Source organism: Melghirimyces profundicolus (genome assembly GCF_003054245.1).
GTDB classification, from domain to species: domain Bacteria; phylum Bacillota; class Bacilli; order Thermoactinomycetales; family DSM-45169; genus Melghirimyces; species Melghirimyces profundicolus.
Genome location: NZ_QBKR01000007.1, coordinates 35109 through 55232, shown reverse-complemented (window position 1 = coordinate 55232; position 20124 = coordinate 35109). Strand labels below are relative to the sequence as shown.

Below are 20124 nucleotides of genomic sequence, written 5' to 3'. Positions count from 1 at the left end.
ATCCGGTCGTCAATCCAGCTCCAGCAGCTCGTCCAACAGACGCCGGACAGCCTCTTTTTCCGGCAGGCCTTCCAGTTGATCCAGGATCGCCTCCGCGATCTCCTTTCTGCGGATGTGCTTGGACAAGAGTCCCAGTTCCTTTTCAAGGTCTTCCAAGACCGTCCGGGATCGCTTGACCGCCTCAAACACCCCCTGACGGGAAATGCCGAGGTGGTCCGCGATTTCCCCGAAGGACCAATCCTCGTGGAAATACAGCTCCATGACGTTCCGCTGCCGCCCGGTCAACAACGGCCCGTAAAAATCATAGAGAAGGTTCATCCGGGTCGTTTCGTCCAGCAATATCGAAACCCCCTCACATCCGCGTCAAGGCGATCCCCTTTACACGATGAATATCATATCAGTTGCGGAATTCCGTGTCAAGGTAATTGTGTTTACACTTCATATATGAAAAAATGGTCCCTTCCAGGACCGCACTCCATCTCCTTCACCCGTCTTTCGGAGGGATACGGAAAGTTTCGTTCAACGCAATTCCCGGTGGAGTCCCTGAAAGGCCCCATCGTCTTTATGGGTGCGGATGCACGCCTTCCCCGGCGAAGGATCGCCTCTTTTTTGCTCGTCTCCCTCCTCCCACTCGCGGTTTCCACCCTTTTACCCTTTCAAACAGGTCCATCCACCCTGTCATTCCTCTTTCGACTCTTTTTCAATGTCCTCCACAAAAAGGGCATGGACGAACTGTTCGGCGTCAAAGGGTTGCAGGTCGTCCGTTTTCTCCCCGAGGCCGATCCATTTCACGGGAACCTTCAGTTCCCGTCGGATCGCCAGAGCGATGCCGCCTTTGGCGGTTCCGTCCATCTTGGTGAGCACGATCCCCGACAGGTTGGTGGCTTCGTCGAAGATCTTGGCTTGTTGCATGGCGTTTTGACCGGTGGTGGCATCCAGGACCAACAGCGTTTCGTGGGGTGCATCCGGAACCTCCCGGCCGATCACCCGGTGCACCTTTTTCAGTTCTTCCATCAGGTTCACTTTGTTCTGGAGCCGTCCGGCCGTGTCACAGAGCAGGATGTCCACTCCCCGGGCACGGGCGGCCTGAATCCCGTCAAAGATCACCGCCGCCGGGTCAGAGCCCGCCTGATGGCGAACCACATCGACTCCGACGCGGTCCCCCCAAATTTCGAGTTGTTCGATCGCCCCGGCCCGGAAAGTGTCGCCGGCGGCCAGGAGCACTTTTTTCCCTTCCTCCCGGTAGTGGTGGGCCAATTTCCCGATCGTGGTGGTCTTGCCGACTCCGTTCACCCCGACAATCAGAATGACGGTGAGTCCGTCGGGATTCAGGTTCATCCCGGAACCGCCATCTTTCAGAATTTCCACCAGGATCTCCGAGAGGAGGGGCTTCAATTCCTCCGGGTTTTTCAATTTCCGCTCCTTCACTTCCGCCCTCAAGCGGTCGACGATTTCCATGGTGGTGTTGACCCCCACATCGGCACCGATCAGGATATCCTCCAGCTCTTCATAAAGATCCTCGTCAATCTTGCTCCGGCTGAAGACCGAATCCATCGCACCCACCAGGGACGCGCTGGTCTTCTCCAGCCCGCTTTTAAATTTCTGCGTCACCGACTCCTTGGTCCGGGAGACGCTTTCTTTCAACCGTTTGAAAAAGCTCATGACGTTTCCTCCTTATCCCTTGGCCGCTGCTGCTTCCTCTTCGCTGAACTCTTCCAGGCGGACGGAGACGATCTTGGAAACCCCTGCCTGTTCCATGGTCACCCCGTACATCACATCGGCCCCTTCCATCGTCCGTTTCCGGTGGGTGATGATGATGAACTGGGTCTTCCGGGAAAATTCCCGCAGGTAGCGGGTGAAACGGGAGAGATTCGCTTCGTCCAATGCCGCATCCACCTCGTCCAGGACGCAGAAAGGAACCGGCTTGTACCTCAGGACGGCGAACAGGAGGGCAATGGCCGCCAACGCCCGTTCTCCCCCCGAGAGCAGACCCAGGCTTTGCGGTTTTTTCCCGGGAGGCTGGGCGGTAATCTCAATTCCCGTCTCCAAAAGGTTGTCCGGCTCCGTCAACTGCAGGTCAGCCCGTCCTCCACCGAACATTTTAGCAAAAACATCGTGAAATTCCTCGCGGATGGCCTGGAAGGTCGCTTGAAAGCGGTTGGACATTTCCGACTCGATGTTGCGGATCACTTCTTCCAGGGACTCCCGGGCCTCCATGAGGTCGTCCTGCTGCGAACGAAGGAACTCCAGGCGGGTGCTGAGTCGGTTGTGTTCTTCGATCGCCCCCAGGTTGACTTCTCCGAGAGAAGCGATTTTCCCCCTCAGGGAGCGGACTTCCCGTTCCGCCCGGGACGGATCTTCCGGTTTGCCGTACCGGTCCCGGGCCAGTTCATAGCTGATTTCGTATTCCTCCGCCAGTTTCTCCAACAGATGGTTCAGTTCCACATCCATCCGGTTGACCTTCACTTCCTGCTGGTGAAGCGCTTCTTCTTTTTTCTTAAGCTCTCCGCGGAAGGTGCGAAGCTCCTGTTCCCGCTCTCCCCGGTCGCTGTGGAGGCCGTCCCGCTCTTTTTTGGTTGCGGCCAGTCGCTCCTGAGCTGAAGTTTTCCGTTCCCTCAGCTCTTCTGCCCGGTTGTTGAGCACCCTCTGTTCCTCCCGGTGATCCGTATCCCCGGATTCCAGGTCGGTGAGTTGCTCCCGGGCCTCATCCAGGTGCTGCCTGACGCGGTTCCGTTCCTGCTCCAGGCGCCGGCAGTCGGCTTCCAAATACTCCTTTTCCTGGTTCAGACGGGCCGCTTTGATCTTCCAGTCCGTCACTTCCCGGTTGGCCTCATCCTTTTCCGAGGCCTCCCGCTCCACCCGCTCCTGGGATCGATGGATCCTCCGCCGGAGTTCGGCTTCCTCTTTCCCCACGACCTCGATCCGCTCCTCCAGCCGGTCAAGCTCTTCTTGGATTCGTTGCACCTCTTTTTCAATCCGTTGCCGCAGGGATTCCGTCTCTTTCCGGCGGGATTCCAGATTGCGGACCTCCGCTGCCAGTTCCCGTCGCGTGCCATTCAACTCCTGCTCCCGGAGCCGGTGTTCCTCCCCTTTTCTCCGAACCTCTTCCAGCCGGTCATCCAACTCCTCCAGCCGGGAGCGGGCTTTTCGGTGGGCGGCTTCCGCCCGCTCGGCTTCATTCCGTGCTTCTTCGATTTTCCGGTCCAGCTCTTCCACCTGACGGGAACGTCCCAGGAGATTCCCCCGGGATGTTTGCCGGCTCCCCCCGGACATCGACCCTCCGGGGTTGACCACATCCCCCTCCAGGCTCACCACCCGGAAACGGTATCCCGTCTGCCGGGCCACGACATTGGCGTCTTCCAGCGTTCGGGCCACGATCACCTGTCCCAACAGGTTTTTCACCAGCTTGCGGTAAACGGAATCGACCTCCACCAGGTCGGCGGCGATGCCCACCACTCCGGGGAGACCGTCCAGGATCTCCCGTTCACGGGAAGGGAGAGACCGCTCCCGAATCACATCCAGTGGCAGGAAGGTCGCCCGGCCGGCTTTCCGCACCTTCAAGAAACGGATCCCGTTCCGTCCGGTCTCTTCATTATCCACTACCAGATGTTGCATCGCCCCGCCCAGGGCGGTTTCAATGGCCGCCTCCACTCTCTCGGGGACCCGGATCAGCTGGGCGACGGCCCCGTGCACCCCTGTCAACTCCCGATCTCCCCGGTCACGGGCCTTGAGGACTTCCTTTACCCCCTGAAAAAAACCGGCGTGTTCCGCCTCCATCTCCTTGACGATCTCCCGCCGGGATCGGAAACCGTCCAACCGCTGTTCCGCCTGTCGCAGCGTATGGGCGGTCCCGGCGATCTCGCGTTCCAGCCGCTCCCGTTCACCGGCGCCCACACGATACTCTTCCGCAAACCGGTTCAGTGCCTCTTCCACTTCCCGGAGTTCCCGTTCCAGCCCGGCTTTTCGGTCGGCCAGCTCCTGGGCTGCCCGTCGCTCCTGCTCCTCCCGGGCGGTCAGATTTTCCATCTGTTCGGCCGCCTTCTGCTTTTCCTCCTCCAGATAGCTCCTTTCACTTTGGAGCCGGGTGCCTTCGTTCACCAGGCTTTGCAGGTTTTCCCGCAGGCGGTCCAGGTCGGCCACCGTTTCTTCTCCGTCCAGGGAAAGGCGCGCCTCGGCTTTCTTCAGCCCTTCTTCCGCCTGGGCGAGCTCTTGTTCCTTGGTTTGAAGGCGTTCCTGCTGACGGGAACGCTCTTCCTCCAGGCGGTGGATCTCTTCGGTCAGTCCCCGGATTCGTTCCCGGATCCGTTCCATGGCCTCAAGCCGGTTTTTCATCCGCTCCTGGAGAACTTCCCGTTGCCCTTCGGTTTTTTCCAGCTCTTCACTGACCCGCAGAAGCTCTCCCTGGAGGCTTTCCACCTCTTCTTCCTTCCGCTCGATTTTCCAGCGTAACTCCTCCAACGCCGCTTCCCGGCGGGAGACTTCAGCTGATTGCCGGGCCTGATCCTCCGTCTGTTCCTGAAGGGAGCGATTGGCTTCCTGCCAACTTTGGTGCAAGGTTTCGATTTTATGTACATACAATCCGATTTCCTTCTCGGTCAGTTCCGCCCTCCACTCTTTGTATTTTTTCGCCTTTTCCGCTTGTTTTTCCAGAGGGGTCACCTGATCTTCCAGTTCACTCACCAGATCCCGGATCCGGGACAGGTTCTGTTCCGTGGATTCCAGTTTCCGCTCCGCTTCCCGTTTGCGGGATTTGTATTTCACAATCCCCGCTGCTTCTTCGAAGATCGCCCTCCGATCTTCCGACTTGGTCGACAGAATCTCGTCGATCCGTCCCTGGCCGATCATCGAATAGGCGTCTTTCCCGATTCCGGTATCCATGAACAACTCGTTGATATCTTTCAAGCGGCAGGGTTGTTTGTTGATGTAGTATTCGCTTTCGCCCGAGCGGTAGACCCGGCGGGTCACCGTCACTTCCCCGTAATCCAGATGAAGCTGGTGGTCCGTGTTGTCGAAGGTGATGGAAACTTCGCAATATCCGACGGGCTTGCGGTCGTCGCTCCCGGAGAAAATGACGTCCTGCATGCTGGAGCCCCGGAGCGATTTGGCGCTCTGTTCCCCCAGCACCCAGCGGATCCCGTCGGTGACGTTGCTCTTCCCGCTTCCATTGGGCCCCACCACCGCCGTCACTCCGGGGGGGAATTCCAGCTCGGTTCGGTCAGCGAAAGATTTGAACCCCACCATATCCACCCGTTTCAGGTGCACGTACGCTCCCCTCCTTCCGTTTTACAAACAACCGGCACCGGACATCGACGGTTCCGGTGCCGCGGATTTGCCCTCAGGGTCAGGTGACCCGCAGGCCCAAGGGAACTTCCCGGTCGGCCTGGATCAGAGCCACCTCCCCGCCTTCCATCTCCACCCCCAGAACGAGCACTTCCGAACGGAAGTCGGCCACCTGAAGCGGGGGGAAATTGGTGACCGCCAGCACCCGCATTCCGATGAGCTGCTCCCGGTCATAGAGCTTGGTGATCTGGGCACTGCTTTTTTTGACTCCCACCTCTTCCCCGAAATCAATCCAGAGTTTGTAGGCGGGTTTTCGTGCTTTGGGGAATGCTTCCGCCCGGATCACCTTGCCGGTCCGAATCTCCACTTTTTTAAAATCGTCATATGTAATCTGTGACATGGGTTCACCTCCCAGTTTGTTAACGTCGCTTTCGCTCCGGGTCACGCTATGCACTCACGGAGCACAAGTCGTGCCAACGTCGCTTTCGCTCCGGGTCACGCTATGCACTCACGGAGCACAAGTCGTGCCAACGTCGCTTTCGCTCCGGGTCACGCTATGACAAAAAACACGATCTTTCCCAATCCGCGGCTACGAATCGTCCTGGTCAACCTCCCTCATTCTTCCGATCCCGCGGTCCTGTTGTTTCCCCGTCATAGCCGCTTCCCTTTTCCGCCGCAAAGGTTTCGAGGGCGCGGGCGATGGATTCGTGGGCCTTCACCCACCGCCAGCTGATGATCAGGAGAAACACGCCGACGGCGACGGGGAAGAGGAACAGGAGGAACTGAAGCAAATGAACAAAGCCGATGCCCACCTGGTGCAAGGCCGGTCACTCCTTCTTTTCGGAAGTCCCGCGGTCCGCTTCCAACCTTTGATCCGTCTCCGTGAGGTCCTTGCCGGCGCGGTCGGCGGCCGGTCCGTCGTGTTGCGTCCTCCCCGCGGCGATCCGTTCAAGGGAATCGGCGATCCGTTCATGCGCCCGAACCCCGCGCCAAGCGAGAACCAGGATGAAGATCACCACCCCGACGTACACGGTCACCATCAGGGCCACGGGCAAAAGTTGCACCATCATCTGCATCATTCCATCCTCTCTTTCCAGGGAGACCCGTCTCCCAAGATCATTCCTTGGTCTAATTCCATATCAAAGCAGGTGTCCCCTTGCAGTTTACAAAAAAATCACCGGCCTTCCAAAGGGGAACCGGTGATTGATCCAATCGGTTTTATTTCCTGAAACGTTGGAGTCCCTCGGCAGCGGCCCGTTGTTCCGCTTCCTTTTTGGAGCGTCCGGTGCCGGTTCCCAGCTTTTCGCCTGCCAACCACACCTCCGCCACGAACTGCCGGTCGTGGGCCGGGCCCTTGACATCCACAATCTGATACTCCAAAGAACCAAGGTGCTCCTGTTGAACCGCTTCCTGGAGTTGGCTTTTGGCATCCGTGGCCTGGGCGAGCCATTCGTCATCGATCCGGGGAAAGATCATCGATTTCATGAACCGCCTCACTCCGTCCAATCCCTTCTCCAGGTAAAGGGCCCCGATGAAAGCCTCGAACACGTCCGCCAGGAGAGCGGGACGGTTCCGGCCCCCCGTCATCTCCTCCCCTTTCCCCAGGCGAACAAATTTGCCGAAGTTCAGCTCCCGTGCAAAAAACGCCAGGGAAGGTTCGCAGACGATCCGGGCCCTCATCCGGGTCAAATCTCCTTCTTTCAGATGAGGATACCGTTGGTAGAGGTACTCCGAAACCGTCAGTTCCAGCACCGCGTCGCCGAGGAACTCCAGCCGTTCATTGTCGGGCTGGTTTCGCTCCCCTTTTCGCTCGTGTGCGAATGACGTATGAGTGAAGGCCTGTAAAAACAGTTTTTCGTCTTGGAGAGACAGGCCGATCGTCTGTCCCAGTTCGGCCAGGTTCATCTCCGATCACCACCTGCTTATTCCGTTCCGTCAAAAGCCTTCAGAGCGATGGTCGCGTTGTGGCCGCCGAAGCCCAGGGAGTTGGACAGAGCAGCCGACACCTTCACCCGACGGGCTTCATTGGGCACATAGTCCAAGTCACAGTCGGGATCGGGGTGTTCGTAGTTGATCGTGGGAGGCAAGATGCCTTCCTTCAGCGCGAGCGCCGTGGCAATCGCTTCCACACCCCCGGCCGCACCCAGAAGGTGACCGGTCATCGATTTGGTTGAACTGACCGCCAACTTGTAGGCGTGATCGCCAAAGACGGTCTTGATCGCCATCGTTTCAAACTTGTCGTTGAAGTCGGTGGAAGTGCCGTGTGCATTGATATAACCCACATCTTCCGAATTCAGGCCGGCATCGTTCAGCGCCCGTTTCATGGCCCTTGCCGCACCTTCCCCTTCCGGAGCGGGGGCCGTCAGGTGATGGGCGTCGCCGCTCATCCCGTAGCCCGCCACTTCCGCTATGATCTCCGCACCGCGGGCCCGGGCATGCTCCAGACTCTCCAGGATCAGGATACCGGCGCCCTCGCCCATGACGAAACCGTCACGTTCCCTGTCAAAGGGACGGCTTGCTTTTTCCGGTTCGTCGTTGCGGCGGGACATCGCCTGGTTGGCACAAAATCCGGCGAAGGCCATCGGGGTGATGGTGGCTTCCGTTCCGCCGGCGATCATCACGTCGGCGTCTCCCCGCTGGATGATTTTAGCCGCGTCCCCGATGGAATGCGTTCCCGTGGCACAAGCCGAAATGGCCGCACTGCTGGGTCCTTTCGCTCCGGTGGTGATGGATACCTGACCGGCTGCCATATTGGCGATCATCATCGGGATGAAAAAGGGGCTGACCCTGCGGGGGCCCTTTTCGAGAAGCTTTTTGTGTTCATCTTCCCAAGTCTTAAGCCCCCCGATCCCGGAACCGATATACACCCCGACACGGTCCGGGTCCTCGCGGTCCATCTCGAGACCGGCATGTTTCAGGGCATCTTTGGAAGCGCTCACGGCAAACTGGACGAAACGGTCCATCCGCCGGGCTTCTCTGCGGTCCAAGTATTTATGGGGATCGAAATCCTTCACTTCCGCCGCGATGCGGGTGGGATAGTCACTGGCGTCAAATTGGGTAACGGGGCCGACCCCGGATTTTCCGTTGATCAGGTTGTTCCAAAATGTCGGTAGATCGTTGCCGACCGGTGAGAGGACCCCCAAACCGGTGATCACTACCCGTTTCGACAATCTCATCACCGCCTTTTATCATTGCAAAGTGGGAGGGTAAATCATGCATGCGTTGGGTGAAAGGGTAGAAAGTCCCGTTCACAACGGGACTTCCGACTCCTTAAGAACGGGACTCGATATAGTTAACGATATCCCCGACCGTGTTGATCTTTTCCGCTTCTTCGTCTGAAATCTCCATGGAGAACTCGTCTTCCAGTTCGAGGATCATATCCATCACGTCCAAGGAATCGGCTCCCAGGTCATCCTTGATGGAAGCTTCCTTGGTCACTTCGGAGGAATCCACCCCCAGACGGTCCACAATGATGCGCTGCACACGCTCCATCGTATCTGCCATTTCCTTCACCTCCCTCTCGTATTATACGAAATGAACAAGAAAAAAACTAGCAAAGGTTAGAAGAAGATCAAGCGGTCACCATGCCTCCATCCACATTCAGCGTTTGTCCGGTGATGTACGCGGCGGCATCCGAGGCCAGAAACTTCACTGCTTCGGCGACGTCTTCCGGCTTGCCCAGCCGGGCAAGGGGGATCTGGCCCAAAAGGTCCTTCCGCACGTCTTCTCCCAGCTTGGACGTCATATCCGTTTCGATGAACCCGGGGGCGACGGCATTGACCGTGATGCCGCGGCTGGCCAATTCTTTCGCGGTGGATTTGGTCAGACCGATGACACCCGCTTTGGCGGCCACGTAGTTCGCCTGACCCGGGTTCCCCGAGATCCCGACAACGGAGCTGATATTGATGATCCGGCCGGACCGCTGTTTCATCATCGGACGGGTGACCGCTTTGGTGCAGAGAAAGACCCCTTTCAGGTTGGTATCGATCACCTTGTCCCAGTCTTCCTCTTTCATGCGGAGCATCAGATTGTCCCGGGTGATGCCGGCGTTGTTCACAAGGATGTCGATGTTCCCGAACGTTTCCAGCACCTCTTTTACCGCGGCTTGGACCTCATCGGAGCTGGAAACGTCCGCCCGGATCTCGGACGCTTTCCGACCGGTTTTCCGGATTGCTTCCACCGTTTCCTCCGCGGCCTCCCGGTTGCCCGCGTAAATGACGGCCACATCGGCCCCCGCTTCCGCAAGAGCGACGGAAACCGCCCGCCCGATGCCCCGGGACCCTCCGGTCACCATCGCGACTTTACCGGTGAGCATGGTTGAACCTCCTTCAGCTCAGTTTTTCCAAAGCTTTCCTCAAAGATTCTCCGTCCTGAATGGAAACGGCCGTGACTCCCCGCTGGATCTTCCTTACCAGCCCGGTCAGGACATTGCCCGGTCCGATCTCCACGAAGGTGTCCACCCCTTCTTCCGCCATCCGGCGGACGCTGTCCTCCCACAGAACGGGAGAGACGACCTGTTCCACCAGGGAGCGGCGGATGTCATCGGCTCCGGTCCGGGGGCGGGCCGATACGTTGGCCACCACCGGCACCCGGGCATCGCGGATTTCCAGCCGGGCCAGCACTTCTTCCATCCGGTCCGCGGCCGGTTGCATCAGGCTGGAATGGAAAGGTCCGCTCACAGACAGGGGAATCACCCGTCGGGCCCCTGCCTCCAAAGCCTTTTCACCCGCGGCATCCACGGCCTCCTTTTCACCGGAGATGACCAGTTGTCCCGGGCAATTGTAATTGGCCGGTGCCACGACACCCACTTGTTCACTCACCTCGGAACAAACCCTGTCCACCGCCTCCCGGTCGAGACCGATCACGGCCGACATGGAGCCTTTCCCCGCCGGAACGGCTTCTTCCATGAACAATCCCCGTTGTCGCACCGTCCGGACGGCGTCCTCGAAAGTCAAAGCCCCCACTGCGGCCAGGGCGGAGTATTCACCCAAGCTGTGGCCGGCGACATAGTCCGGTTTCAGACCTTCGTCTTCCACCAACCGGGAAAGAGCGACACTGACTGTCAAAATGGCCGGCTGTGCGTTGGCCGTCAGTCTCAGTTCCTCTTCCGGTCCTTCAAAGCAAAGGCGGGACAGGGAAAACCCGAGAATTTCATCCGCCTGTGCAAACACTTCCCGGACGCGGGCCTCCTCATCGAAGGCCGCTTTTCCCATGCCGACGGCCTGGGATCCCTGACCCGGAAACAGAAACGCTGTTTTACCCAAAACCGTTCCTCCTTCGACTCCTCAAGATACCGTGTCCATGGACCATTTCAGGACGGAAGCTCCCCAAGTCATACCACCGCCAAAGCCGACGAGCACCAGGATGTCCCCCTTGCGGATCCGCCCCATCTTCACCGCCTCGTCCAGTGCGACGGGGATGGAAGCCGACGACATGTTGCCGTAACGGTCCAGGTTCACCACCACTTTGTCACTTGACAGACCCAAGCGCTGCACCGCGGCGTCGATGATTCGGTGATTGGCTTGGTGGGGAATCAGAAAATCGACATCCTCTTTCGTCAGGCCCGCTTTCTTCAGGGCTTCCTCGGCGGAGGCGCCCAAGACCCGGACGGCGAACTTGAAAACCTCCCGACCGTTCATCGAGATGAAGTGAAGGCGTTCATCCACCGATTCCTTCGACGCCGGACGGCGGGAACCTCCTGCGGGTTGCATCAGCAGGGGCCCACCGGATCCGTCGCCCCCCAGTTCGAAGGAGAAAAAACCTTCCCCTTCTCCGACAGGGCCCAGTACGGCGGCACCCGCCCCGTCCCCGAAGAGAACGCAGGTGTTGCGATCCGTGTAGTCCGTAATCTTCGAGAGGCAGTCCACCCCCACCACAAGGGCGTAACGGTACATCCCACTTTGGATGAACTGGGATGCGGATGCCAGACCGTACAAAAAACCGGTGCAGGCGGCAGACAAGTCAAAAGTGGCCGCCTTTTCGGCTCCCAGTCGATCCTGGACCAGACAGGCTGTGGCGGGAAAAAGCATATCCGGGGTGACGGTGGCCACGATGATCAGATCCAGTTCTTCCGGGTCGACCCCGGCATCTTCAAGGGCCCGCCGAGCCGCTTCCGTCGCCAGGTCGGAAGATGCCTGGTCTTCGGCGGCGATGCGCCGCTCCCGGATCCCTGTTCGGCTCACAATCCACTCATCATTGGTATCCACCATTTTCTCCAAGTCGGCATTCGTCAAGACCTTTTCGGGAAGATAGGCTCCCGTACCGATAATGCCCACCGATCCCATGGTCCTCATCCCCTCTCCAAGCGTTGTAATTCCTCGGATATGCTCCGGGTGACATCCCGCTTCACAAACCGCTGTGTCTGACGGACGGCGTTATAGACCGCCCGGCTGTCGGAAGAGCCGTGGGCTTTCACCACCGGTCCGACCAAGCCCAACAGCGGAGCTCCGCCGTGTTCTTTGTAATCCATCTCCGCCGCGAACCGTTTCAACCCCCGCTTGAGAACAGCGGCAGCCATCTTGGTGAACAGATTTCGGGTCAATTCCTCTTTCAACCGTCCGAAAATGCCCTTGGCCACCCCTTCGGTGTTTTTGAGAAGGACGTTTCCGGTAAAACCGTCGCATACCAAAACATCACAAACCCCGTCCAGAATGTCGCGGGCTTCCACGTTGCCGACGAAACGGAGGGGGAGGGCCCCGATCAGCTCAAAAGCTTCTTTCGTCAACTGGGTTCCCTTTCCCGCTTCCGTGCCGATATTCAGGAGGCCCACGCGGGGGGCTTCAAAACCGAGCACTTTTTCCGCGTAAAGGCTTCCCATCAGGGCATATTGCTTCAGGTGTTCCGGACGGGCTTCCGGATTGGCTCCCACATCCAGCACGAGCATTCCCTTTCCGTCCAAGGTGGGGAACACCGGAGCCAGGGCGGGGCGGTCAATGCCAAGAAGCCGACCCGTCACCATGGTGCCGGCGGCCATGAGAGCTCCGGTGTTGCCGGCACTGATAAAAGCATCCGTCCGACCTTCTTTCACCATCCGGCAACCCACCACAATGGAGGAACCTTTTTTTCGGCGGATCGCCCGGACGGGCTCTTCTTCCGCCTCGATCCATTCTTCCACCGGTTGCAGGCGAAGGTTGGGCGGCGGGTTTCCGCCCAAGAGAGGTTGAACCGATTCTTCCGTGCCAAGCAAGATCAATTCCGTCTCCGGCCATTCACGCGCCGCTCTCAAACACCCCTCCACGATCGCTTCCGGCGCATGATCCCCGCCCATGGCGTCTAAGGCGATGCGCATTCACTGGTCCTCCTTTGAACGGTACACGTCAAAAATCCCTTGAAAAACCGTTTCATCCTCCACAAAGGTCCGGACATCCACCTGCGTCCGGCGGGGAGTGACATGGGTCACATGGGCCTTCGCCACACAGATTTCCCCCAACCTTACGGGCCGGACGAACCGGATGCTGGCGGTGGCGGTCAACACCAATTCAGCGTCCACCACGGCGACTGCCAGCGAGTTGGCTTGTGCGAACAAGTGATGACCCCTGGCGATCCGGTTTCGGGCAAACACATGCTCTTCCCGGATTTCCAATTTCGACACTCCGCTTTGATCCAGCTTCAACTCGGTCACCTGACCGATCACTTCCTCCGGATAGAGGGAGCGGACATGGTCGAAATTCCGTTCCGCCATGTGCTTCATCCGTCCCCGCAGTTCGGGGATTCCCAGTTCCATCCGATCCAGCCGGATGGTTTGGATGCTGACCCCATATCGGCGGGCCATCTCCTCATCGGTGAGAAACGGCTCGGCCTCCAGAGCCAGTTTCAGCTTCTTCTGCCGCTCACGTTTTGACAAGCGCACAGCGGGGGGTTCACCACCTTTGATTAGCACCACGTTTTAGTACCAAGTACTAAATCAGTATAGCGGAAAAAGGATGCCGATGACAACCATGAATTGAACTTTTTTAATCCTTGACAATCCACCCAAACAAAAAAGGACCCCTTTTGGGTCCTTGCGGCGAATTTAGTCGTTCACCACTTCTTTTCCTTTGTAGTACCCGCATTCCTTGCAGACACGGTGGGACAACTTCATTTCACCGCACTGCGGGCACTTCACCATTCCCGGCACGGCCAGCTTGAAGTGGGTGCGGCGTTTGCGCTTACGGGTTTTGGAAGTCCGCCGAAAAGGTACTGCCATCGCTCTCACCCCCCTTTTCCATAACCATTACCATCATAGGGAATTAATCATCCCGCTTCAAGAGTTCTTCCAGCTTGGCCAAACGGGGATCGACCCGCCGATTGTCACACTGACATGACTCTTGGTTCCAGTTGATGCCGCAGGTGGGGCACAACCCTTTGCAATCCTCCCGGCATACGGGGGCGAAAGGGAGGCTCAACACCAGGGCTTCCCGGATGTAGGGAGTCAGATCCGTCGGCTGATCCAGGGACACCGGATGAATCTCGTCCTCCTCATCGCTCGCTTCCAACCGATCCTTGTCATCGGTGAACACTTCGTGCCAATCGGCGGAAAGCGTCTCTTCATGGGTGGTGAGACACCGGGAACATCGTAAGGTCGCCCTTGCCGACTGTTTTCCCTGGAGGTGATATAAACCCTGGTCCTCCCAAGCCGTCACGGTCACTTCCACGGGTCCCAACTGAACCAGATCGGGGTGTTCCTTTTCCAGACCTTCCAATTCCACTGTGTCTTCCTGTTGGATTGGACCGGCCTGTTCCTTCATTTCCCGAAATCTGAATAACATCGATTCTCGACTCCCTTTTCAAAACAGGGTAATTATATGCCAAATAACGGGACCCTGTCAATCCCGGCCCCGTTACGAAGCTTGGTTTTTCCTCTCTTGCTTCTCCAGAAAGGTCAGCGCATCTTCCAGGTTTTCCACCGGCACCAGCTTCAGATCCGCGCCGATTTTACGGGCGGTCTCCTTTGCCCTCTTCTCGTTGGAATCGCCCGGATGGGTGTCCGCGGGGACAAAGAAAATATCCACATTCTCCTCCTCCGCGGCAATGATTTTATGCTGAATACCGCCGATTTGTCCCACCTTTCCTTCCGGGGTGATCGTTCCCGTCCCGGCCACCCGGTATCCGTGTGTCAAATTCCCGTTTGTCAACTGATTGATGATCTCGAGCGTGAACATGAGTCCGGCGGAAGGTCCACCAATATCATCCGCTTGAACGGTCACCTTCGGGTCGGTTTGGATCTTTCGCTCCGTGACGGGTTCGATCCCGATCCCGGGACGTTCTTTGGTCCCGGTCTTTCCGAGATTCCCCAGCTTCACTTCTTCGACCAGAATGTCCCCTTTTCGTTTCACCTGAAGCTGAACCTTGTCTCCCACGCTTTTCCCCTTCAGGTAAGCGATCAGTTCCTCCGAACTTCTCACTTTCTTCCCGTCCACTTTGGTAATGAGATCCCCTTCTTTCAACACCTTCTCGGCGGGCATCTCTTTCAGCACCCGGAAAACCCGGACCCCCAGAAGTTTTTCCTTCACTTTTTTCCCGGTCTCGCGGAAAGCGGCAAGGACGGCATTTTGCTGGGACCGGTCCATGATTTCCACTTGCCTTCTCTGATAATCCTCGGGATCTTCGCCTTCCATCAGGACCTTGTCTTTGGGTACCAGCTCAAACCGGGGATCCAAACGGGAAGCCAATATCCCGAGCACATTCCCTTCGCGCATCGACACCGTCGTCATGAAAAATCCCCCCTTTTCCCGGGTTTCCGTTCCTTCCACCCGGATCATCGGGCGAACTTCCAATGCCGAACCCGGCTGCACGATATAGTAAGGGACCGGCACCATAAATAGAATGGCGAATAAAACGGCCACCGCCAAGCCTGTGACGACCCAGGTTCTTCGGTACCATGGTTTAGGGTTTTTCATCTGGATCCGTGCCTCCCCGCTCTCCGATCAGTTTTTTGATCCGGTCCACCTGGATGCGCGCGGCTTCCTCTCCCCTCCGAACACATTCGTCCAAACGGGTGAATGCCGTGGGACTGATATCCGTCAGGTTCGGATGGATCAAAATATCTGCCGCCAACAACCTCTGGTTCAGTATTTCCCGTTCCATGATACTCAAAGTCTGTGCAATCACATCAAATATGGTTTCCACCCGGGCCGAGGTGGTCCGCGGGACCACATCCACAGCGATGATGATATCCGCTCCCATCTCTTCCACCACGGTAATGGGGATCCGATCGATCACCCCTCCGTCGACCAAGGTTCGTCCTTTCCAGTGTACGGGCTCGAAAATGCCCGGTATGGAAATACTCGCCCGGACCGCGAGATCGATGGGCCCGGACCGGAAAATCACACGCTCTCCTTTCAGGAGGTCGGTGGCCACCACCGCCGTGGGAATGTGAAGGTCCTCCAGATTTTTACCCAGAGTGAGAAGCCGGACCAATTCCCTCACTTTCTCTCCTGTAACAAACCCCCGTCTGGGAACGGTCAGATCGAGCCATGTATTTCTCTTCAGGTTGATGGCCAGGCTTTCGATCATTTCCAGATCGTGACCGTGGGCGTAAATCGTCCCCACCAGGCTGCCGATGCTGCTCCCGGCGATGCAATCGACCGGGATCCCTTCTTTTTCCAACACTTTCAGCACGCCGATGTGGGCCATTCCCCTGGCGCCGCCGGATCCCAATGCCAACCCTACCTTGGGTCTTGCCAAAAAACATCCTCCTCCCTCCCACTTTCCCCCCCAACGGCGAATGCATCCATCAGACAGGCCGGTCTATTTCCATTTGTCTCCGCGTAGACATGTTATCAAAGCCAGCAGATGAACGGGAGGATTTGAATGGAGCCCATGAACCCTCTCCTCCACAGCCGCTTCCGCTCCCTCGCCCTGGGAGCCGTCGCCTTTTTCCTCGTGGTTTCCCTGATCCTTTATCCGGAGCAGGCTTTCAACTCTTCCATGAAGGGGTTAAAAATATGGTGGGATGTCGTATTCCCCGCTCTTCTTCCCTTTTTTATCGCCTCGGAAATCCTGATGGGGTTCGGCGTCGTCCACTTTCTCGGTGTGTTGTTGGAACCCTTGATGCGCCCGCTCTTTCGCGTGCCGGGAGCGGGAGCTTTCGTGATGTCCATGGGACTGGCCTCAGGCTATCCGATCGGTGCCAAACTGACCGCCCGCCTCCGTGAGCAGAAACTGATCACACGCACAGAAGGGGAGCGCTTGGTTTCCTTTACCAATACGGCGGACCCCCTGTTTATGTTCGGAGCGGTGGCCGTGGGCTTTTTCCACGACGTCGCATTGGGGATCATCATCGCCGTCGCCCATTATGCAGCCAGTCTGCTGGTGGGGTTGATCATGCGTTTTCATGAACCCCACGGTCCGTCCACTCCCCCTCCTGAGCCGGACTCCACGTTCGTCCTCTTCCGGGGGTTCCGGGAAATGCACAAGGCCCGGCTCAAGGACGGACGCAGCTTCGGACAGTTAATGGGAGACGCGATCACTTCCTCCGTCAACACACTCATGTTGATCGGCGGGTTTATCATTATGTTCTCCGTTATCATCGAATTGCTGAATCAGTCGGGTGTGATGCGCTTTTTCGCCTCACTCATCGGCGGGTTGCTGTCATTATTGAAGATCCCGGCAGACCTGGCGCCTTCCGTGATTTCAGGTGCCTTTGAAATCACCTTGGGAGCGCAGGAGGCCAGTGAATTGCCCCAGACCGTCCACATGGCTTATAAAATCGCCATCGTCGGTGCCGTTACGGCATGGAGCGGTTTCTCCGTGCACGCCCAGGTGGCCAGTATTCTCAGCAAGACGGACATCCGTTACGGTCCTTACTGTTTTGCCCGGCTGGTCCACGGCACTCTGGCTGGTTGGTTCACCCTTCTTCTGTGGGATCCTCTCGGAGATTACGTTCGATATTCCCACTCCTCCATTCCCGTTTTTCTTCGCCAACTCCCGGAAACCGGTTGGCAGGGAATGGCGGAACAGATTTCCTTTCTCGGATGGCGGGTCGTCATCCTGCTCGGTGTGATGATGGTCCTCGCGTTGTCCGTCCGTTTTTTCCACCGTTTCCGAAAGGAGGAATCCCGCTGAAACGGCGAGGAACCTGTAGTATTGATTCTATTCCCATTCCGTTCCTTCCCATACTCCGGCCATCTGAAAAACCCGATGAAACCATCGGGTTTTGATCAGTATCCGTACTTTCTGGAGAGTGCTTCTTCCACTGCCGCCGGCACGAGACCTTTCACATCGCCGCCGCCGGAAGCCACTTCCTTGACAATGCCGGAACTGAGGAAAGAATATTGGTTGTTGGTCATCATAAACAGGGTTTCCACATCGGGATCCAGCTTTCGCATCATGGAAGCGAATTGCAGTTCATACTCAAAATCCGATACGGCCCGCAACCCCCGGATGATCACATCCGCCTTTTTCCGGCGGACATAATCGACCAGCAGGCCATCGAAACTGTCCACTTCCACATTCCCCATGTCCCGGGTGACCTCCCCGATCAGTTCTTTCCGTTCCTCCACCGAAAAAAGAGGGCTTTTCTGAGCGTTGTGAAGAACCGCCACCACCACCTTGTCAAAAACGCGGGCACCCCTTTTGACAATGTCCAGATGTCCGTTGGTGACGGGGTCGAAGCTCCCGGGATAGACTGCCAGTTTCAAAAGTTTCCACCTCCCGTCGGGTTTTCGGGTAAAAGGGTGTACAGGTCGATCACCGTGTCGCCGTAAACCAGGTTCCGAACCCGTACCAGTCGGCGGTAAACCGGTTCCAATTCCCGATCCACCCCATGTTCGGCCACAATGATTCCTTCCGGTTCCAGAAGATCGTTTTCGGCAATTGCCTGAAGCACCCCGGGCAGGATCGCCTCTTTGTAAGGAGGGTCGAGAAATATGTAACGGAATGTTTTTTTCCGGCGCGCAAGCGTCCGAAGTGCGGCACGGGCATCCCGACGATAAACCTCGGCCCGTCCTTCCATCCCTGCCGCTTTCAGGTTATGACGGATCGTCTCCACACTGGCCCGGGAGCGGTCCGTAAAAACGGCCCGCTCCGCTCCCCGGCTCAAAGCTTCCAACCCCAAAGAACCGGTACCCGCAAACAGGTCAAGCACGAGGCCCCCGTCAAACCAGGGCCCAATGATCTGAAACAAGGATTCCTTTATACGGTCCGTTGTCGGACGGACTTCAAGACCCGGCACGGAACGGAGCCGAACCCCCCTCGCCTCGCCGGCAATGATCCTCATATCGACACCTGCCGTTCGGTTGCTAAACATTTTTTATCCTACCACAAAGAGAAGACACATGGAAATGAAAGCGTTCCAAAAAAAATCCGCCGGGATGTATAATCTCCCCTGAAACGGCAAAGATAGGAATGACGGCGTCGGGAGATGCTGTCAAACCGCGGAGAAGACTTACGTTTCCCCATAAGCTCTTCCTCCGGTTTCTCCTCTCCCATTCAGGATCCGCTCTTGGCGGATCCCATGGACCCGTGGATCCTTCCACGGGTCTTTTTTAGGTTTAAAAAATAAAACCTGCGGGAATCAATCCGCAGGATCCATTTTCTAAAATTTGGTTTTTTTACCGCCTTTTCCTTCTTCCCGAGCGCTTCCGCCGGGAGAAACCGGAACTTTTTACGGTGTCCGTCTCATCGAACATGGAGGGAAGCTCTTCCCATTCCCGTTGTTGAACCTCCTGTCTGTCCGAACGGCCTTCCCTTTCACTCCGATTTTCCCAGGGGGCTTCCTCGGTGTTGCGACGAAACGAACGATCATGATCGTTTTTGGTATTCTCCCGGTTTCGGGGTGAACGGGCCCACGGAGGAATTTCTTCTTCCGGTGGACCTCCCCAGTCCATCATCGGCGGACCGTCCCACCAATCTTCCGGACGGGCGCCGCGTTCTTCGCGGGTTCCTTTCTCCTCCGGTCCTCTCGGAGACCGCTCATCCATCTGGGGAGGCGGGCCGAAGGGGGCGTCCCAATCGGGAGCTTCAAATTCGTCCCGCCATTCTGGATTTTGACGTCCGCGGGTCCCCTCCCGTGGTCGCATCGGTTCCGGATCCCGGAATTGTTCAGGCTCGGGGGGGAACGGCGGCTGTTTCGGCAATCGATCCGCCAATTGCTCCATTTTGTTTTTCAGCCATGCCCAGCGCTTGGCATCTTGGGTTTTGGCACGGGAAGCGCGGTTGGATCGTCTGTTGTTCATGGAATGGTTTCCTCCTTTCAGAGGCTGGCGTAGCCTGGGATACCGTACACTGATACCATATGTGATTCACTTTTGCCTGTCCCCGGCAAACGCCCACCCACCCGCCTAATTCTTCGGTCAAGGGACCATTCGTTTCAACATCCGGGACTCCGCCGGCGTAATCACCTTTTCATAAACCAAAATATCCAACATGCCGTAGGAGAACTCCCTTTGCCGCGGAGACTGTTTCAGTCGTTCCAGCTCGGATTCCGAAAAAAGGCGCTCCTTCAATGTGTGCAAATAATGGATCAGCGCCATCTTCCCCCGGGTTTGGCGTATGTACTTCGCCTGCCCGACCGCGCGCACAATCCGATCCGACGTGACGGCTTTCCGTCCAAGAATCTGGTTGACGTTTTTTGCCAACTCCCGATAAAAGGCTTTCTCTTTCAAAACGGATCACCTTCCGGTTTGATCTTCCTCCTATACCTATGCAATCATCCGGAAAATGAAACCGGAATCCCTGCCGACAGAAATTCATGCAAAAACCGACAAAAAAACGACCGAAATAAATTTTTCTATACATTTACAACATTGCCCTTTTTTGGTATATTAGATTTAGGCCAACTACCCATTTTTTACAGGACATCCTTTTTTCGGTCGATTATAATTTCAAGCACACTTACGACCTGCAAAGAAACATATTCAAGCA

Annotated in this window: 23 protein-coding genes; 1 reads left to right on the top strand and 22 read right to left on the bottom strand. The window is 57.2% G+C overall.

Annotated elements, in window-relative coordinates; all coding sequences use genetic code 11:
• Positions 1–9 precede the first annotated feature (9 nt).
• The 18 genes from ylxM to C8P63_RS06525 all read right to left on the bottom strand — a co-directional run bounded on the left by ylxM (position 10) and on the right by C8P63_RS06525 (position 15945).
• Positions 10–339, bottom strand: a complete 330-nt coding sequence (gene ylxM, locus C8P63_RS06610; protein ID WP_108022561.1) for a YlxM family DNA-binding protein — start codon at positions 337–339, stop codon at positions 10–12.
• A gap of 339 nt (positions 340–678) precedes the next feature.
• Positions 679–1662, bottom strand: coding sequence for a signal recognition particle-docking protein FtsY (gene ftsY, locus C8P63_RS06605; RefSeq protein WP_108022560.1), 984 nt, complete (start codon positions 1660–1662; stop codon positions 679–681).
• A gap of 12 nt (positions 1663–1674) precedes the next feature.
• Entirely contained in the window at positions 1675–5241 is a 3567-nt protein-coding gene (smc, locus tag C8P63_RS06600; RefSeq protein WP_483869522.1) for a chromosome segregation protein SMC, read from the bottom strand.
• 100 nt (positions 5242–5341) lie between these two features.
• Positions 5342–5680: a tRNA-binding protein gene (locus C8P63_RS06595; protein WP_108022558.1), complete on the bottom strand. Its 339-nt coding sequence runs from the start codon at positions 5678–5680 to the stop codon at positions 5342–5344.
• A gap of 205 nt (positions 5681–5885) precedes the next feature.
• On the bottom strand, positions 5886–6092 hold the full coding sequence (locus C8P63_RS06590; RefSeq protein WP_483869521.1) for a DUF8066 domain-containing protein: 207 nt from the start codon (positions 6090–6092) through the stop codon (positions 5886–5888).
• 15 nt (positions 6093–6107) lie between these two features.
• Positions 6108–6359 carry a DUF8066 domain-containing protein gene (locus C8P63_RS06585; protein ID WP_108022556.1) on the bottom strand — a complete coding sequence of 84 codons (252 nt, stop codon included), beginning with the start codon at positions 6357–6359 and terminating at the stop codon, positions 6108–6110.
• A 139-nt stretch (positions 6360–6498) separates the two neighbouring features.
• Positions 6499–7185: a ribonuclease III gene (gene rnc, locus C8P63_RS06580; protein ID WP_108022555.1), complete on the bottom strand. Its 687-nt coding sequence runs from the start codon at positions 7183–7185 to the stop codon at positions 6499–6501.
• Between the two features lie 17 nt (positions 7186–7202).
• Positions 7203–8450 (bottom strand): beta-ketoacyl-ACP synthase II, encoded by a 1248-nt coding sequence (gene fabF / locus C8P63_RS06575; protein ID WP_108022554.1) that lies wholly within the window; start codon positions 8448–8450, stop codon positions 7203–7205.
• Positions 8451–8550: 100 nt separating this feature from the next.
• A complete protein-coding gene (locus tag C8P63_RS06570) occupies positions 8551–8784 on the bottom strand; it encodes an acyl carrier protein (protein WP_108022553.1) in 234 nt (77 codons plus the stop codon).
• 67 nt (positions 8785–8851) lie between these two features.
• Positions 8852–9595: a 3-oxoacyl-[acyl-carrier-protein] reductase gene (gene fabG, locus C8P63_RS06565; protein WP_108022552.1), complete on the bottom strand. Its 744-nt coding sequence runs from the start codon at positions 9593–9595 to the stop codon at positions 8852–8854.
• A gap of 13 nt (positions 9596–9608) precedes the next feature.
• Positions 9609–10544: an ACP S-malonyltransferase gene (gene fabD / locus C8P63_RS06560; RefSeq protein WP_108022551.1), complete on the bottom strand. Its 936-nt coding sequence runs from the start codon at positions 10542–10544 to the stop codon at positions 9609–9611.
• A 21-nt stretch (positions 10545–10565) separates the two neighbouring features.
• Entirely contained in the window at positions 10566–11573 is a 1008-nt protein-coding gene (locus tag C8P63_RS06555) for a beta-ketoacyl-ACP synthase III (RefSeq protein WP_108022550.1), read from the bottom strand.
• Positions 11570–12568, bottom strand: coding sequence for a phosphate acyltransferase PlsX (plsX, locus tag C8P63_RS06550; RefSeq protein WP_108022549.1), 999 nt, complete (start codon positions 12566–12568; stop codon positions 11570–11572). The genes C8P63_RS06555 and plsX overlap by 4 nt, the downstream gene beginning before the upstream one ends.
• Entirely contained in the window at positions 12569–13129 is a 561-nt protein-coding gene (gene fapR, locus C8P63_RS06545) for a transcription factor FapR (protein WP_245920744.1), read from the bottom strand.
• 162 nt (positions 13130–13291) lie between these two features.
• The gene (gene rpmF, locus C8P63_RS06540; RefSeq protein ID WP_108022548.1) at positions 13292–13465 is read right to left on the bottom strand and encodes a 50S ribosomal protein L32; all 174 of its coding nucleotides are present in this window, start codon (positions 13463–13465) and stop codon (positions 13292–13294) included.
• A gap of 43 nt (positions 13466–13508) precedes the next feature.
• Positions 13509–14027, bottom strand: a complete 519-nt coding sequence (locus C8P63_RS06535) for a YceD family protein (RefSeq protein WP_108022547.1) — start codon at positions 14025–14027, stop codon at positions 13509–13511.
• A gap of 72 nt (positions 14028–14099) precedes the next feature.
• Complete coding sequence (locus tag C8P63_RS06530) at positions 14100–15158, bottom strand: SepM family pheromone-processing serine protease (RefSeq protein WP_108022546.1); 1059 nt, start codon at positions 15156–15158, stop codon at positions 14100–14102.
• Positions 15145–15945, bottom strand: coding sequence for a patatin-like phospholipase family protein (locus C8P63_RS06525; protein WP_108022545.1), 801 nt, complete (start codon positions 15943–15945; stop codon positions 15145–15147). Before C8P63_RS06525 ends, C8P63_RS06530 begins: the two co-directional genes overlap by 14 nt.
• Before the next feature lie 126 nt (positions 15946–16071).
• Here C8P63_RS06525 and ylbJ point away from each other — a divergent pair, with 126 nt between their 5' ends.
• Positions 16072–17325, top strand: a complete 1254-nt coding sequence (gene ylbJ / locus C8P63_RS06520; RefSeq protein ID WP_245920742.1) for a sporulation integral membrane protein YlbJ — start codon at positions 16072–16074, stop codon at positions 17323–17325.
• A 95-nt stretch (positions 17326–17420) separates the two neighbouring features.
• On the opposite strand, the gene coaD is transcribed toward ylbJ, so the two are convergent.
• The 4 genes from coaD to C8P63_RS06500 all read right to left on the bottom strand — a co-directional run bounded on the left by coaD (position 17421) and on the right by C8P63_RS06500 (position 19865).
• Positions 17421–17900, bottom strand: coding sequence for a pantetheine-phosphate adenylyltransferase (gene coaD / locus C8P63_RS06515; RefSeq protein ID WP_108022544.1), 480 nt, complete (start codon positions 17898–17900; stop codon positions 17421–17423).
• Positions 17897–18478, bottom strand: a complete 582-nt coding sequence (rsmD, locus tag C8P63_RS06510; RefSeq protein WP_108022543.1) for a 16S rRNA (guanine(966)-N(2))-methyltransferase RsmD — start codon at positions 18476–18478, stop codon at positions 17897–17899. Before rsmD ends, coaD begins: the two co-directional genes overlap by 4 nt.
• Before the next feature lie 334 nt (positions 18479–18812).
• Positions 18813–19436 carry a hypothetical protein gene (locus C8P63_RS06505; protein WP_108022542.1) on the bottom strand — a complete coding sequence of 208 codons (624 nt, stop codon included), beginning with the start codon at positions 19434–19436 and terminating at the stop codon, positions 18813–18815.
• Between the two features lie 117 nt (positions 19437–19553).
• Positions 19554–19865 (bottom strand): hypothetical protein, encoded by a 312-nt coding sequence (locus C8P63_RS06500; RefSeq protein ID WP_108022541.1) that lies wholly within the window; start codon positions 19863–19865, stop codon positions 19554–19556.
• Positions 19866–20124: the final 259 nt, after the last annotated feature.

What these genes read in the sequence shown, in the direction of transcription:
- C8P63_RS06585 (WP_108022556.1), bottom strand. Translation starts at nt 6,359, where the DNA reads ATGATGCAGATGATGGTGCAACTTTTGCCCGTGGCCCTGATGGTGACC.
- smc (WP_483869522.1), bottom strand. Translation starts at nt 5,241, where the DNA reads ATGGTGGGGTTCAAATCTTTCGCTGACCGAACCGAGCTGGAATTCCCC.
- C8P63_RS06535 (WP_108022547.1), bottom strand. Translation starts at nt 14,027, where the DNA reads ATGTTATTCAGATTTCGGGAAATGAAGGAACAGGCCGGTCCAATCCAA.
- rnc (WP_108022555.1), bottom strand. Translation starts at nt 7,185, where the DNA reads ATGAACCTGGCCGAACTGGGACAGACGATCGGCCTGTCTCTCCAAGAC.
- C8P63_RS06570 (WP_108022553.1), bottom strand. Translation starts at nt 8,784, where the DNA reads ATGGCAGATACGATGGAGCGTGTGCAGCGCATCATTGTGGACCGTCTG.
- fabG (WP_108022552.1), bottom strand. Translation starts at nt 9,595, where the DNA reads ATGCTCACCGGTAAAGTCGCGATGGTGACCGGAGGGTCCCGGGGCATC.
- plsX (WP_108022549.1), bottom strand. Translation starts at nt 12,568, where the DNA reads ATGCGCATCGCCTTAGACGCCATGGGCGGGGATCATGCGCCGGAAGCG.
- C8P63_RS06595 (WP_108022558.1), bottom strand. Translation starts at nt 5,680, where the DNA reads ATGTCACAGATTACATATGACGATTTTAAAAAAGTGGAGATTCGGACC.
- C8P63_RS06505 (WP_108022542.1), bottom strand. Translation starts at nt 19,436, where the DNA reads ATGAACAACAGACGATCCAACCGCGCTTCCCGTGCCAAAACCCAAGAT.
- ftsY (WP_108022560.1), bottom strand. Translation starts at nt 1,662, where the DNA reads ATGAGCTTTTTCAAACGGTTGAAAGAAAGCGTCTCCCGGACCAAGGAG.
- rsmD (WP_108022543.1), bottom strand. Translation starts at nt 18,478, where the DNA reads ATGAGGATCATTGCCGGCGAGGCGAGGGGGGTTCGGCTCCGTTCCGTG.
- C8P63_RS06530 (WP_108022546.1), bottom strand. Translation starts at nt 15,158, where the DNA reads ATGAAAAACCCTAAACCATGGTACCGAAGAACCTGGGTCGTCACAGGC.
- rpmF (WP_108022548.1), bottom strand. Translation starts at nt 13,465, where the DNA reads ATGGCAGTACCTTTTCGGCGGACTTCCAAAACCCGTAAGCGCAAACGC.
- C8P63_RS06555 (WP_108022550.1), bottom strand. Translation starts at nt 11,573, where the DNA reads ATGAGGACCATGGGATCGGTGGGCATTATCGGTACGGGAGCCTATCTT.
- ylbJ (WP_245920742.1), top strand. Translation starts at nt 16,072, where the DNA reads ATGGAGCCCATGAACCCTCTCCTCCACAGCCGCTTCCGCTCCCTCGCC.